We start from the raw sequence: 15,313 nt of genomic DNA on the forward strand, positions 1-15,313 counted from the left end.
TCCGATGCCGGGGGTCTGACATCGGATTCTCTATAAAGCCCGGCTTGGACTCAAATGCTTAAGTGAACAGCATTACGCCTGGTGCGGGCTTTGTTGTCTGGGTTTTAGTGATATGCCCGGCCGGTCCTACGAGATCCCGCCAAAGCCCTTGAGATGAACGCGCGGATGGCCGGGCCAGCATTGCCCGTTGATGCCTCGACACCGGAACTGGCTCGGGAGCGGGTCGCGCGCTTGCTCGGCACGCTGCGCTGATCGTCCGTCGCAACAACACCCGCAGCACGGTGCAATGCCGGCTGCGGCACAGGCTGAAACAATCTCTCACTTAATCATAATTATTCTCATCCCCCCTTCGTCTTATTGGAAAGCAGGTAAGAAGGCCGACGTAAAAGGCCTTCTACCGTTCTATTCGCTGGCGACAGGAGAGTAAGTCCGATGGCATTTGATCGCGAAGACGCGCTGTACAAGGTTCTGATCAATCAGCAAGAACAGTATTCGCTGTGGCCCGACTACAAGGCCGTGCCGGCCGGCTGGCGTGAGGCGGGCAAGCAGGGCAGCAAGGCTGACTGCCTGGCCTACGTCGAGCAGGTCTGGACCGACATGCGGCCCCTGAGCCTGCGGCAAAAGATGGACGGGCAGACGGAGGCGCGTTAAGCCATGCAGCGTCCTGCCCTGCGACTGTTCTGTCTGCCTTACTCCGGTGCCAGCGCCATGGTTTATCTGCGCTGGCGTCGCTCGCTGCCAGCATGGATAGAAGTCTGTCCGCTTGAGTTGCCCGGTCGTGGCCGACGTTTTAACGAGCCGCTGCAAACCGATATGCCAGCGCTGGTGGCGCAGCTTGCCGTCGAACTGGAAGGTCGCCTTGATCTGCCTTACGTCCTGTTCGGTCACAGCCTGGGAGCGTTGCTCGCTTTTGAGTTGGCTCACGCCTTGCGGCGCAAGGGTGCACCGCCTGCGCGCGCGCTGTTCGTCTCCGGCGCACCGGCTCCCGCCCACCGTGAATACCACACTGACTTGCAGGCAGAGCAGAGCGATGAGCAGTTGCTGGCCCGTTTGCGTCAGTTGGGCGGAACCGACGAGGCGGTGTTCGCGGACCCGGAAATGCTGCTCCTGACTCTGCCGGTACTGCGCGCCGATTTTCTCTTGTGTGGCCGTTATCGCTATGACCGCCGGGCATTGCTCATTAGCCCGATTCATGTGTTTGGCGGCAAGCAGGACCGCATGTCGGTAGAGGCTTTGTCGGCGTGGCAGAACGAAACCGCTGAAGGCTTCTCCCTGGAGATGTTTGACGGCGACCACTTTTTTATCAATGCCCATGAAGCGCACCTGCTCGAGCTGATGGTCGAGCGCCTGCAGCCAGTCGGGCCAGTGCAACAGCCGGTCACGGCTTGAGCGGAGAATGCGCGATGGATTCCAGTCAACTGTTTACCTTTGAGACATTGCCCGGCGTTCGCGGCGACCTGCCGTTGTTGGTCCAGGCGCGCCACGAAGGCATTGATCTGCAGGATGCGCTCGCCGATTTGCGCGTGTTGAGCACCGAGCGCCTGGAAAAGTGCGGCGGCCTGTTGCTGCGTGGTTTTCACGTCGGCGGTGCGGAGCGCTTCAGAGAGTTCGCGGCAGGCTTTGGTCATCCGCTGCTCAACTACGAGTTCGGTTCAACGCCGCGCAGCAATGTGACCTCCGGTGTTTATACGTCCACCGAGTATCCGGCCCATCAGCACATTCCGCTGCACAACGAGCAGGCCTACACCCGCGAATGGCCGATGAGAATCTGGTTCTATTGCGTGCAGGCCGCGCTGGTCGGCGGTGAAACCCCAGTGGCGGACAGCCGCGAGGTCTATCGGCGTGTGCCGCAGGCTATTCGCGAGCGCTTCACCGAACGCGGCCTGATGTATGTGCGCAATTTCGGCAACGGTCTGGATGTGTCGTGGGAACAAGTGTTCAACACCGATAACCAGCAGGAAGTCGAAGCCTACTGCCGTCAGCACTGTATCGAGTGCGAGTGGAAAGACGACGGCGAACTGCGCACGCGCCAACTCTGCCAGGCGGTGGCGCGTCATCCGCGCACTGCGGAGTGGGTCTGGTTCAACCAGGCGCACCTGTTTCACATCTCCAACCTGCCACAGGAAGTACGGGAAAACCTGCTGGAGGTGGTCGACGAGGAGGACTTGCCGCGCAATGTGTACTACGGCGACGGCAGCCCTATCGAAGATTCGCTGCTCGATGAAGTGCGCGGTGTGCTGGAGGAAACCAAAGTGGTTTTCCCGTGGTACAGCGGCGACGTCCTGATGCTCGACAACATGCTGGCTGCCCACGCCCGCTCGCCGTTCAGCGGACCGCGCAAAGTAGTGGTGGCTATGGCTGAAGGTCATCAAGTCAGCACGCTTTCCTGACGCGTTGATTACCACGTCAGCTTTTTAGCGCTGGCTCTTCAGCGCTTGAGGCAAGGCTGACGCGGCTTTTTTCTTTTTTCAGAACTGCCCCGGCGGGCGGGCCACTGCCCGTCGTCCATAACAGGTGATGCCATGAATGACCCCTACGAAGCCGTCAACCTGGTTGAGGTGTTGCAGCAGCGTGCCTCCCAGACACCTGAAAAGATCGCACTGCGTTTCATAGCCGAAGACGGCGATCAACCGCTCAGTTACCGGGAGCTGGACGAGCGTGCACGAGCCCTGGCTGTACAGATGCGCCAGCATGCCGCTTCGGGAGCGCGGGCGGTGTTGTTGCTGCCGAGTGGTCCAGATTACGTCACCGCTTTTTTCGCTTGCCTCTATGCGAACATTATTGCCGTTCCGGCCTATCCGCCAGAATCGGTACGCCCGCAGCATTTGATGCGCCTGCGCGCTATTCTCGACGATGCCGAGCCGAGCCTGGTACTGACCGATTCGACTCTGATCGAGGCTCTGCGCCCAGCCTGCGAGCGTAGCAACGGTGAGTCGCCACTGCTGCTGGCGGTCGATCAGGTGCCGAGCGCGCTGGCCGAACAATGGCAACTACCGACGCTGCGTGACGACGACATCGCCTTTCTGCAATACACCTCTGGCTCCACGTCGACTCCCAAGGGGGTACAGGTCACTCAGGGCAACCTGTTGGCCAATGAGCGGCTGATTCGCCACGGGCTGTCGATTAGCGATGACGATGTGATGGTCAGCTGGCTGCCACTGTTCCATGACATGGGCCTGATTGGCGGTCTGCTGCAACCGATCTACAGCGGCTTTCCCTGCGTATTGATGTCGCCCCGTTACTTTCTCGAACGGCCGCAGCGCTGGCTCGAAGCGATCAGCAAGTACCGGGGGACCATCAGCGGCGGCCCTGACTTTGCCTATCGTCTGTGCTGCGAGCGACTCAAGGAATCCGCGTTTAAAAGCCTCGACCTGAGCTGCTGGCGACTTGCGTATTCCGGCTCCGAGCCGATCCGGCCCGACACGCTGGAACGCTTTGCCAGCCAGTTTGCCGTGGCCGGATTCGACGAAGACGCCTGGTTCGCCAGTTACGGCCTGGCGGAAGCCACGTTGTTCGTCAGCGGCAGTCGGCGTGGTCAAGGTATTGCCCAGATTGAGGTGGATACCCGCGCGCTGGCCGATAACCTCGGTCGCCCGGGCTCCGGCAGCCGTCTGGTCAGCTGTGGCTGGGGCCAGCCACAGCATCCGTTGATGCTGGTTGATCCGGTCAGCACTGAGCCAGTAGCGGAGGGCGGTGTCGGCGAAGTCTGGAGCTCTGGCCCGAGCGTGGCCAGCGGCTACTGGCGCAACCCACAAGCCACCGCCAAGAGCTTCATCGAGCGTGACGGCCGTGTCTGGCTGCGCACCGGCGACCTGGGTTTCATGCACGGCGGTGAGTTGTTCATCACCGGTCGCCTGAAAGACATGATCATTATTCGTGGCCAGAATCTGTACCCGCAGGATCTCGAACGCTGCGTTGAAGAAGAAGTGGACGTGGTGCGCAAGGGCCGCGTTTCGGCGTTCGCCATTGAGCATGATGGCAATGAAGGGATTGGCATCGCGGCAGAAATCGGCCGCAGCGTGCGCAAGCTGGTGCCTGCCGAGGCGTTGATCAAGGCCATCAGTGAGGCTGTGGCAGAGCGTTTTCAGGAAGTCCCTGTGTTGATCGCGCTGCTTGAGCCGGGTGCCTTGCCAAAAACGTCCAGCGGCAAACTGCAACGCTCAGCCTGTCGCCAGGGTCTGGCCGACGGCAGTGTCGCCAGCTATGCCGTACAGCGTGCCGGGCAGATGCTCGACGACTCGAAGCAGGACAATACGCCGCTCAGCGCTGCCGAGCAGGCCATGGCCGAGCTGTGGGCGCAGGTACTGGATGCGCCTGTGACGCAGCGTGAAGCTAACTTCTTTGCCTTGGGCGGTAACTCGATCAAGGCCGCGCAACTGATGGCTCGACTGCGTGAACGCGAAGGTCGCGCAGTGGAGTTGCGCCTGTTGTTCGAGGCGCCACAACTGGACGCTTTCGTCGCCGCGCTGGACAGCCAGCCACAGCACTCGGTCGTCCCCGTCGCGCTGCTCGACCGTCAGGGTCCATTGCTGCCATCTGCTGCCCAGCAGCGTTTGTGGTTCCTGTGGAAGCTCGAACCACACAGCGCCGTGTACAACATTGGCGGCCGCTTGCGGCTGCGTGGTCAGCTTAATCTGGCTGTATTGCAGGAGGCTTTTACGGCCTTGTTGCAACGGCATGAAGTGCTTCGCAGTCGTTTTGTCGAGTCCGAAAACGGCGAGGTAACGCTGCAGTTTGCCGCGCCCGGTGCGGTCCCGCTCAGCGAGGTCAACCTCGGTTCCCTAGCCGACGCCGAGCTTGAAATCGAAGCCCGTGCCGATGCCGAGCGTTTTATCGCTGAGCCCTTCGATCTGGCCAACGGTCCGTTGCTGCGTCTGCGTTTGCAGCAGCTGGACACTGACCGCCAGCAGCTGTTGCTGTGTGTGCATCACATCGTGGCCGATGGCTGGTCGCTGAACCTGCTGCTCGGGGAATTCACCGAGCTGTACAGTGCCCGTCTGCAAGGTCGTGAAGCCACTATCGCGCCCTTGTCACGCCAATACCTGGACGTCGCCGAGGCCCAGCGCCAGCAACTGCAAGCCGGTGAGGGCGAGCGTCAGTTGCAGTGGTGGAAAGAGCGCCTCGGCACCCGGCATGTGCCGCTGGAGCTGCCTTTTGCCTTGCCTTACCAGCCACAGCAAAGCCGCCGTGCCGCGTTCATTGACGATGAACTGGGCGCTGATTTGAGTGCCAGACTCGGCCAGTTGGCACTGCGCCATGGCGTTACCCCGGCAATGCTGCTGCTGGCCGCCTTCAATCTGTTGTTGCAGCGCTACAGCGCAACCCACGACTTGCGCGTGGGCCTGACCCAGGCGGGACGCGAAAGTCTGGACAGCGAAGCGTTGGTAGGTTTCTTTGTTAATCTGCTGGTTTTGCGTTGCGAACTGCCTGCGGGTCTTACCCTGGCAGACCTGCTGCATCAGGTGCGAGACAACGTGCTGCAGGCGCAGGCGCATCAGTCTTTGCCGTTCGAACAATTGGTGGAGGCCTTGCACCCGGAGCGTGGTCACGGCCGTCATCCGCTGTGCCAGGTGGCCTTCGATTATCAGTGGCAAACCCGTGCCGCGGACAACCTCAGCGGCTTGCAGGTCGACGCGCTGGAGCAGATCGACCTGCAAACGCCGTTCGATCTGGTGTTGCGTGTGCGTGAAAGCCATGATGGCCTGCGTTTGAACTTCTGCTATGCCAGCGAGGGCTATGCCGCCGCAGGCATGCAGCGTCTGGCGAGTAACTTCCGGCGCCTGCTGCAAACCCTGCTGCAGCAGCCTGCTGATCAGCCGCTGCAAGCCTCGGCATGGCTGCCCGAAAGCGAATGGCATGACACCGCCGATTGGCCAGTGCAGGCTTTTACCCCGCTGAGCGAACGGATTGCCGAGCAGTGTCTGGCGCTGGGCGACCGCCCAGCCCTGATTGATCCGCAGCATCAGCTCAGTTTTACCCAGTTGGAAACGCGTTCCAACGCACTGGCGAATCACCTCATCGCCCAAGGCATTGGCGCCGAAGTACGCGTCGGTGTGGCCCTGCCGCGTGGAGTGGAAATCCCTCTGGCCCTGCTGGCGGTCATGAAAGCCGGGGGCGCCTATGTACCGCTGGATATCGACTACCCGCGTGAACGTCTGACGTGGTTGATACAGGACGCCGGTATTCACTGGGTACTGACCCACAGCAGCTTGCGCGACCGGTTGTCTCTGCCGGACGGGGTGCTGAGTCTGGAGCTTGATCGACTGGACCTGACCCGCGAATCGACGCAGCGCCCGGCAGTCACCGTCGAGACGCAAAACCTCGCGTACCTGATCTACACCTCGGGTTCGACTGGCCAGCCAAAAGGGGTGGCGGTCGCCCACGGTGAAATCGCCATGCATTGCCAGGCGATTGGTCAGCGTTATGCGATGAGCGCTGCCGACCGTGAGCTGATTTTCATGTCCTTTGCGTTCGACGGTGCTCACGAGCGCTGGCTGACGGCGCTGTCGCACGGGGCCAGTGTGTTGATTCGTGGTGACGAGCTGTGGACCGCCGAGCAAACCCTGAATCAACTGCGTGACCATTCGGTGAGCGTGGCGGCTTTCCCTCCGGCTTATCTGTTGCAGTTGGCCGAGGAGGCCGCTCGCCAAGGTCCTGTGCCGAGCATGCGGATCTATTGCTTTGGCGGCGACGCCGTGCCCGAAGCCAGTTTCGAACTTGCTCGGCGGCACCTCAAGGCTGAACATCTGATCAATGGCTATGGCCCGACAGAAACAGTGGTCACGCCTCTCTTGTGGAAGGCCGATGCCAGCGCCCAGTGCGGCGCGGCGTATGCGCCGATTGGCGAAGTGGTCGGCGCGCGTCGCCTGTATGTGCTCGATGATCAGTTGCAGCCTCTGCCACGTGGCGTCGCAGGTGAGCTGTACATCGGCGGTGAAGGCTTGGCGCGGGGTTATCACCAGCGTCCGGCAATGACCGCCGAGCGTTTTATTGCTGATCCGTTCAGCGCTGCTGGCGGCCGTTTGTACCGGACCGGTGACCGGGTTCGACTGCGTGAAGACAACGCCATGGACTATTTGGGGCGTGTCGACCAACAGGTGAAAATTCGTGGCTTCCGGATCGAGCCGGGGGAAATCGAAGCGCGCCTGCAAGCGCTGCCGGGCGTTCATGCGGCGGCGGTATGCGCCCGTGAGTCGGTGCAGGGCCTGCAACTGGTGGGCTACGTAGTTGCCGTAAGCGGTCAGCCATTGAGTACCGACAGCTTGAAAACGGCCCTGCGCGATCAGGTGCCGGACTACATGGTGCCTGCACACATTCTGTTGCTCGACAGCCTGCCGCTGAACATCAACGGCAAGCTGGACCGCAACGCGCTGCCGGAACCGCAAGGGCAGGGTGCCGAATTCGTTGCGCCACTGGACGGCATCGAATGCCAGGTCGCTGCGATCTGGAGTGAGGTGCTCGGCGTGGCGCGTGTCGGTCGTCAGGATGATTTCTTCGATCTGGGTGGGCACTCGCTTCTGGCGACTCAGGTAGTGTCGCGGATCAAGCGTGACCTGGGCCTGGAGTGCCCGTTGCGTACCCTGTTCGAATGCTCACGGTTGAACGAGTTCGCGGCGCGACTGGCTGCCCAGGATGTCTCGGTCAGCACCCACTCAGTGCTGCGAGCCCTGCCGCGCAATGGCGCGATGCCGCTGTCAGCCGCTCAGAGCCGCCTGTGGTTCTTCTGGCAGATGGAACCGCAAAGCGCGGCCTACAACGTGCCCGGCGCGCTGCGTTTGCGCGGTGCGCTGGATCTTGCCGCGCTGCGTCGCGCTTTCGAAGCGCTGGTACAGCGTCACGAGACCCTGCGTACTCGTTTCGACGAAATCGACGGCCATCCATTTCAGGTCATCGAACCTGCGCAAGCTTTGCCGCTGGTCGAACACGACCTGTCTGGCGTCGTTGATGCTGAACTGCAAGCACGACAGTTGGCGGCAACCGAAGCGATGCAACCCTTCGATTTACGCCAGGGACCGTTGCTGCGTCTAAGCCTCATTCGTTTGGGTGACGATCACCACGTGTTGCTGTTGACCATGCACCACATGGTCTCCGATGGCTGGTCGATCCGGGTACTGGTCAATGAGTTCAGCGAGCTTTATGGCGCATTCACGGCGCAGCGCGAACCGGTTCTGGCTCCGTTGTCGGTTCAATACGCCGACTATGCCCAGTGGCAACGCGAGCTATTGGCCAGCGCCGAGGGCGCGCGGCAGCTTGCCTGGTGGAAGGAGCGGCTGGGCACTGACCAGATCGTGCTCGAACTGGCGACCGATCGTCCGCGCCCTGCCGTACAAAGCTACCGTGGCGCAAGCCTGGGCTTTGAACTGGACGGCGAGCTTGGTACTCACCTCAAGGCGTTGGCCAAAGCGCATGACGTGACGTTGTTCATGCTGCTGCTGGCCGCTTACGGTGTCTTGCTGAGGGGCTACAGCGGTCAGCGTGACCTGCGTATTGCGGTGCCGGTGGCCAGTCGGCAGCAGATGGAAACCGAAGGCCTCATCGGCTTCTTCGTCAACACTCAGGTCATGCCGTGCCACATAGACGACTCAGCCAGCTTTGCTGCGCTGCTCGCCGAAACCCGTCAACTGGCACTCGGCGCCCAGGCCAATCAGGACTTGCCGTTCGAACAACTGGTAGAAGCCTTGCAGCCCGAACGCAGCCTGGCGCATAACCCGTTGGTGCAGGTGAAGTTCAACTTCGGCTTCGATGTGAGCGTCCTGCCGAATGCCGGCGACCTGCGGCTTGAGCTGTTCAGTGAAGAGCAATACGGCGCACGGTTCGACCTCGCGCTGGACATGGCCGAAGGGCAGGACAATGTGCTGCGCGGCAGCTTTGTCTATGCCAGCGACTTGTTTGATGCACCAAGCGTGGCGGCCATCGCGCAGACCTTCCGCCAGTTGCTCGTCCGTCTCTGCGAAGCACCGGCATGTCCGTTGTCCGAGCTGCCGCTGGCGGTATTGGGCGAGGCTGCCGAGTTGCGCGGCGAACTGCAGGAGTGGCCGTTCAGCGATGTGTTGGCCGGGTTCGCCGCTCAGGTCGTGACACGGCCAGAGGCGATTGCCGTGCAGGCCTGGGATGGTCAGTTGAGTTATGCCCAGCTTGATGCCGCGAGCAATCGGCTGGCGCACCGCTTGCAGGCTGCCGGTGTGCAACCGGGCGACCGCGTGGCGCTGTGTCAGGCGCGCAGCAGCCAGTGGGTGCTGATGTTGTTGAGCGTCATGAAGGCGGGGGCGGCGTACGTGCCACTGGACCCGGCGCTGCCGCTGGCGCGACTGCAACGTCTGGTGGTCGAGAGCGACGCACGCTGTGTGTTGCTCGGTGATCCTGCGCGGCTGACCAGCTTCGGCGATGCGGCACTGTTGGTCGATGCTGGCAGCGAGAACGGTTTCTCCGACGCCGCACTGTCACTGCCTGTCGATGTTACCAACGCAGCCTACGTGATTTTTACCTCCGGCTCGACCGGACAACCCAAGGGCGTGGTGGTCAGCCACGGCGCATTGGCCAACTACGTTCAAGGTATTCAGGCACGTCTGGATCTGCAGCCCGGGCAGGGCATGGCGATGGTCTCATCCGTGGCCGCTGACCTGGGCAACACCACGCTGTTCGGGGCGCTGTGCTCCGGTGGCCGCCTGTGTCTGGCCAGCCAGGATGATGTAGCGGATGCCGAATGTTTTGCCGCCTTCATGCAACAGCATGCGGTGGATGTACTGAAAATTGTTCCCGGTCATCTCAGCGGTTTGCTCGCCGCACTGCCCGAAGCCCGTCTGCTGCCGCGTCAACTGCTGATAGTGGGCGGCGAAGCGTGCGACCGCAGTCTGTTGCAACAGGTGCGGGAGCTGGCACCGGCTTGCCGCATCGTCAATCACTATGGCCCGAGCGAAGCGACGGTTGGTGTCTTGACCCATGAACTGACGCATGACGCCGAACTGCCGTTGGGCGCGCTGGCAATCGGTCGACCATTGCCCAACTGCCACGTGCGGATTGTCGACGAGTACCGCAACCCGTTGCCGGTTGGCGTGCCGGGTGAGTTGTTGATTGGAGGTGCCGGGTTGGCTGATGGCTACCTGAGCCAGCCTGAGTTGAGCGCCGAGTATTTTGTGCACATCGACGGTAAGCGTCTGTACCGCAGCGGTGACCGCGTGCGCCTGCGCCATGACGGCCTGATCGAGTTCCTCGGACGTCTCGATGAGCAGGTCAAGATTCGCGGTTACCGGGTTGAGCTGGGGGAAATTACCCAGGCCCTGAAAGCGCTGCCCGGCGTCAGTGCCGCGCTGGTACTGGCCGAGCGCGAAGCCGAGGGGCCATTGCGCCTGTTGGCATGGTGCGTCAGCAGTGCTGGTAACGCTGAAAGCCTGCGTCAGGCACTGGCGGAGCAAGTCCCGGAATACATGCTGCCTGCACAGTTGATGCTGCTGCCGAGCATTCCATTGACTGCCAACGGCAAGGTTGATCGCCAGGCGCTGCCGCGTGGCCCGGTGGTGGAGGCTGGCAGTGCGCAGGAAACGGCGATGAGCGAACTGGAAAGCCAGTTGGCCGACATCTGGCAAGCCGTGCTGAAGATCGAAGCGGTGCGTGCCGAAGACAACTTCTTCGAACTGGGCGGCGACTCGATTCTCAGCCTGCAAATCATTTCGCGCATTCGCAAGCTGGGTTACAAACTCAGCCCCAAACAGCTCTTCGAGCGTCAAAGCGTCCGCCAACTGGCGCAGTGGCTGGAAAGTCGCGGCCCGGCCAAACCGGTGGCGACAGCAGCCGCAGCTGCGGTGGCCGTCAGTGGCGAGTTGCCGTTGGCGCCGGTGCAGGCGCGGTTCTTCGAGCGTGTTCACAGTGATCAACGCAATCACTGGAACCAGGCAATCTTGCTGCAGCCCAAATCGCCGCTGGACCTGGACAACCTGACGCGTGCGCTTCACTGGTTGCTCGGTCAGCACGACAGCCTGCGCTTGCGCTTCGACAGTCACACCCAGCCTGTGCGGCAGGTCTATGCCGAGCCGGGTTTGCTGGACCTGACGCTGCTGTGGCGTCGCCGTGCCAGTGATGAGCAGACTCTGGAACGCCTGTGTGACCAGGCGCAACGCAGCCTTGACCTGAACGCAGGCCCGTTGCTGCGAGCAATGCATGTCAGCCTGGAAGATGGCAGCGAGCGCCTGTTACTGGTTATTCATCACCTGGCGGTAGACGGTGTGTCGTGGCGGGTGCTGCTGGAAGACCTCGAAAGCGCCTACCGTCAATTACTGGCAGGCAAGGCTCCGGCGCAACTGGTTAAAAGTGACAGCTATCAGGCCTGGACCCAGCGTCAGCATGCCTTCGCCAACAGCGCCGAGTTGCACGCCGAACTGGGGTACTGGCAGGCGCAGTTGCAAGACGCTCCGGCGTTGCCGCAGACGCGTAGCGATGCCCGGACCACTTGGCGTGAAGCTGCGCAGGCGAGTTTCAGCCTGGACAGCGAAGCTACCCGGCAACTGCTTGGCCCGGCTCAGCAGGCGTACCGCACCCAGATCAACGACCTGTTACTTACCGCACTGGCCCGTGCGCTGTGCAGTTGGAGCGGTGCCGAACAGGCTCTGATCGAACTGGAAGGTCATGGCCGAGATGCTTTTGATCAGCATGCGGCACTGGACCTGAGCCGCAGCGTGGGCTGGTTCACCAGTCTTTACCCTGTGCGCCTTAGCCCTCAAGGCGATGCCGCTGCATCGTTGAAAGCCATCAAAGAGCAGTTGCGTGGCGTGCCACGTGCCGGCATCGGTTACGGCTTGCTGCGCTACCTCAGCCCACTGGGGGCGCAGTTACAAGAGCTGCCGCCAGCACGAGTAACCTTCAATTACCTGGGGCAGTTCGACCAGCAGTTCACTGATTCGGCATTCCTCCCGGCCAAAGAGTCGGTCGGCCGCAGCCATGCCGATGACGCGCAATTGGGCAATTGGCTGGTGTTCAACGGCAAAGTGCTCGGCGGTTGTCTGCAGTTGGAGTTGCATTACAGCCGCGAGATGTTCGACGCCGCACTGATCGATCAATTGTTGAGCGTGCTGCAGGCAGAGCTTCAAGGTTTGTTGCAGCACTGTCTGCAAGCCGCTCCGGCGTTGACCCCGAGTGACGTACCACTGGCGGGCCTGGATCAGGCCATGCTGGACAGCTTGCCAGTCGACGCCAGCAACCTGGAAGACCTGTATCCGCTGGCTCCGATGCAGCAGGGCATGCTGTTCCACGCCCTTGATGTGCCGGGCTCGGCGCTCTACGTCAACCAACTGCGCGTGGACCTGGACAACCTCGACGAAGCCCGCTTCGTGGCGGCCTGGCAGCAGGTTCTGAGTCGCCATGCCACGCTGCGCAGTGGCTTCCTGACTGAAGGCCTTGAAGTGCCGTTGCAGTTCGTGTTGCGCCACGCCGAACTGCCGGTGGAGCATTTCGACTGGCGCGAGCGCAGCACCGACCGGGCAGCGCTCGACGCATTGGCTGACAGTCAGCGGCAACGCGGCTTTGACCTGACGCGTCCGCCCTTGCAGCGTCTGGCACTGGTACGTCTCGGTGAGCGGCGCTTCCACTTGCTGTGGACCTGTCATCACCTGTTGCTGGACGGCTGGAGCAGCGCCCGCTTGATCGGTGAAGTGCTGGCCGCTTATCAGGGCAGCAGCCTGCCGCCGGTAGCGGGCCGTTACCGTGATTACATCGCGTGGTTGCAGGTGCAGGATGCCAGCCTCGGTGAGCGCTTCTGGCGTCAGCGTCTGGCGGGTTTTGACGAGCCGACGCTGTTGGCGACTGCCTGCGCGGGCAGCTATGTCGTGGAACCGACGCGCGAGGTGCGCAGCCAGTTCGATGCCGTCGCCAGTCAGCGTTTGCAGCAGTTTGCCCAGCAACAGCGCGTGACCCTCAATACCCTGTTGCAAGGGGCGTGGCTGTTGCTGCTGCAACGCTACAGCGGTCGGTCGCGGGTAGCCTTCGGGGCCACTGTGGCCGGGCGTCCGGGAAATCTACCGGGTGCCGAGGACATGCTCGGGCTGTTCATCAATACCCTGCCCATCGTCCAGCAACCGCAGGCCGCTCAGTCACTGGGTGACTGGCTGCGTGAATTGCAGGCCTACAACCTGGAGGTGCGCGAGTTCGAACACAGCCCGCTGTACGACATTCAGCGCTGGGCCGGGCGTGGTGGTCAGGCGTTGTTCGACAGCATTCTGGTGTTCGAGAACTTCCCAATGGATGCCGCACTCACGCATTCGACGGCAGGTGAAGACGGCCTGCGTATCCTCGGTCATCAGCCGGTGGACTCCACCAACTACGCGCTGACCCTGGTCGCCAGTGCCGGTGAGTGCCTGGATGTGCGTTACGGCTACCGGTCCGAGCGCTTCTGCGCCAGCCAGGTCGAGCGTCTGCGTGAGCATTTCGAGTGCCTGCTGCTGAGCTTTTGTGGCAGCGCCGAGCAAGCAGTGGCGCACTTGCCGATGCTGGCCGCGACTGAGCGCGAACAGTTGCTCCACGGCTGGAACGACACCGCTGCTGACTTCCCTGATCAGGTGCAACTGCAAAGCCTGATCGAACAGCAAGTCGCTGCAACGCCCGATGCTTTGGCCGTGCAGTTCGGCAATCAGCAACTGAGCTACCGCGAACTCAACGCACGCGCCAACCAACTGGCTCGCTGGCTGCGCGAGCAGGGTGTAGGCCCGGACTCGCTGGTCGGTGTGTGCGCCGAGCGTTCGCTGGAACTGGTGCTGGCCTTGCTGGCCATCGTCAAGGCCGGTGGTGCTTACGTGCCGATGGACCCGGACTACCCGCGTGAACGTCTGGAACACATGCTTGGCGACAGCGGTGTGCAACTGTTGCTGACCCAGCAGCACTTGCTTGAGCAACTGCCCGCCAGTGCCGCGCAGATCTTCTGCCTGGACAGCCAGTGGCCTGAGTTGCAGGCGCTGGCCGCCAGCGATCTACCAACCCTGGGCAGCCCGCAAAACCTGGCGTATCTGATTTACACCTCCGGCTCCACCGGCAAACCCAAGGGTGCAGGCAACAGCCATGCGGCGCTGATCAACCGTTTGCACTGGATGCAGAAGGCTTATCAGCTGGATCACACCGACCGCATCCTGCAAAAGACCCCGTTCAGTTTCGACGTGTCGGTCTGGGAGTTCTTCTGGCCGTTACTGACCGGCGCTGCGCTGGTGGTGGCAGAACCCGGAGCGCATCGCGACCCGCTGGAATTGCGTCGTGTGATCAACGAAGGTCAGGTCAGCGTGCTGCACTTTGTGCCGTCGATGCTGCAAGCCTTTGTCATCTCCGGCGAGCTGGAACACTGCCCGTCACTGAAACAGGTGATGTGCAGCGGCGAGGCGCTGCCTTACGAGCTGCAACAGCAGTTCCGCCAGCGCCACAGTGCACAACTGCACAATCTTTATGGCCCGACCGAAGCGGCCATCGACGTCAGTTACTGGGCCTGCGATGAAGAAAATGATCGGCATCAGGTACCGATTGGCCGACCTATCGACAACCTGCGGCTGTACATCCTTGATGCGTTCCTGGAGCCCGTGCCGCAAGGTGTAGCGGGCGAGTTGTACATCGGCGGCGTGGGCCTGGCGCGGGGTTATCACCTGCGTCCGGGGCTGACCGCCGAGCGTTTCGTGGCCGACCCCTTCACGTCGGGCGAGCGCCTGTACCGTACCGGCGACCTGGCTCGCTGGCGCGCAGACGGCGCCATCGAATACGTCGGGCGTATCGATCATCAAGTGAAGATCCGCGGATTGCGTATCGAACTGGGTGAAATCGAAGCCCGCCTGCAAGGGCTGGAATCGGTCGAAGAGGCCGTGGTGATTGCCCGCGACACGCCGCAAGGCAAGCAACTGGTGGGCTATGTGGTGGTTCATGGCACTGAAGGCAACGACAGCGAGAGCCTGCGCCGTGAACTGCTGGAGCACCTGCCGGAATACATGGTGCCTGCGCAGATTCTAGTGCTGTCCGCCATGCCGCTGTCGCCTAACGGCAAGCTGGACCGCAAGGCCTTGCCGGCACCGGAATTCGCTTCCAGCCCGCGTGGTTATGTCGCGCCGGGCACTGAGCTTGAGCAGCAACTGGTTGATATCTGGCAGAGCGTGCTGGGGATCGAAAAGGTCGGCATCACTGACGACTTCTTCGAACTGGGCGGGCACTCGCTGCTCCTCACTCAGGTCGGCATGACCCTGCGCAAGCGTCTGAATGTGGAGTTGCCGCTGCACCGATTGTTCGAATTGAGCTCCATCCAGGCGTTGGCCGCTCACCTGCAGGCTCAGCCTGACGCTGCGCAAAATAAACAGGTTGA

3 protein-coding genes and 1 pseudogene are annotated in these 15,313 nt (G+C 62.0%); all 4 read left to right on the forward strand.

The window, feature by feature from the left end; all coding sequences use genetic code 11:
• Positions 1–432 precede the first annotated feature (432 nt).
• Positions 433–651, forward strand: a complete 219-nt coding sequence (locus RX972_RS19855; protein WP_122708425.1) for an MbtH family protein — start codon at positions 433–435, stop codon at positions 649–651.
• Positions 652–654: 3 nt separating this feature from the next.
• Complete coding sequence (locus RX972_RS19860) at positions 655–1,389, forward strand: thioesterase II family protein (protein WP_122708424.1); 735 nt, start codon at positions 655–657, stop codon at positions 1,387–1,389.
• A 14-nt stretch (positions 1,390–1,403) separates the two neighbouring features.
• Positions 1,404–2,390 carry a TauD/TfdA family dioxygenase gene (locus RX972_RS19865; RefSeq protein WP_231675155.1) on the forward strand — a complete coding sequence of 329 codons (987 nt, stop codon included), beginning with the start codon at positions 1,404–1,406 and terminating at the stop codon, positions 2,388–2,390.
• A 132-nt stretch (positions 2,391–2,522) separates the two neighbouring features.
• A pseudogene (locus RX972_RS19870) lies at positions 2,523–15,308 on the forward strand (non-ribosomal peptide synthase/polyketide synthase); the annotation flags it as partial.
• Positions 15,309–15,313: the final 5 nt, after the last annotated feature.

Source organism: Pseudomonas syringae group sp. J309-1, from assembly GCF_032582135.1.
In the GTDB taxonomy this organism is placed as follows: domain Bacteria; phylum Pseudomonadota; class Gammaproteobacteria; order Pseudomonadales; family Pseudomonadaceae; genus Aquipseudomonas; species Aquipseudomonas quasicaspiana.

Bases quoted from the DNA above. Each gene is read 5' to 3' on its own strand.
- RX972_RS19855 (WP_122708425.1), top strand. From the start codon at position 433: ATGGCATTTGATCGCGAAGACGCGCTGTACAAGGTTCTGATCAATCAG.
- RX972_RS19865 (WP_231675155.1), top strand. From the start codon at position 1,404: ATGGATTCCAGTCAACTGTTTACCTTTGAGACATTGCCCGGCGTTCGC.
- RX972_RS19860 (WP_122708424.1), top strand. From the start codon at position 655: ATGCAGCGTCCTGCCCTGCGACTGTTCTGTCTGCCTTACTCCGGTGCC.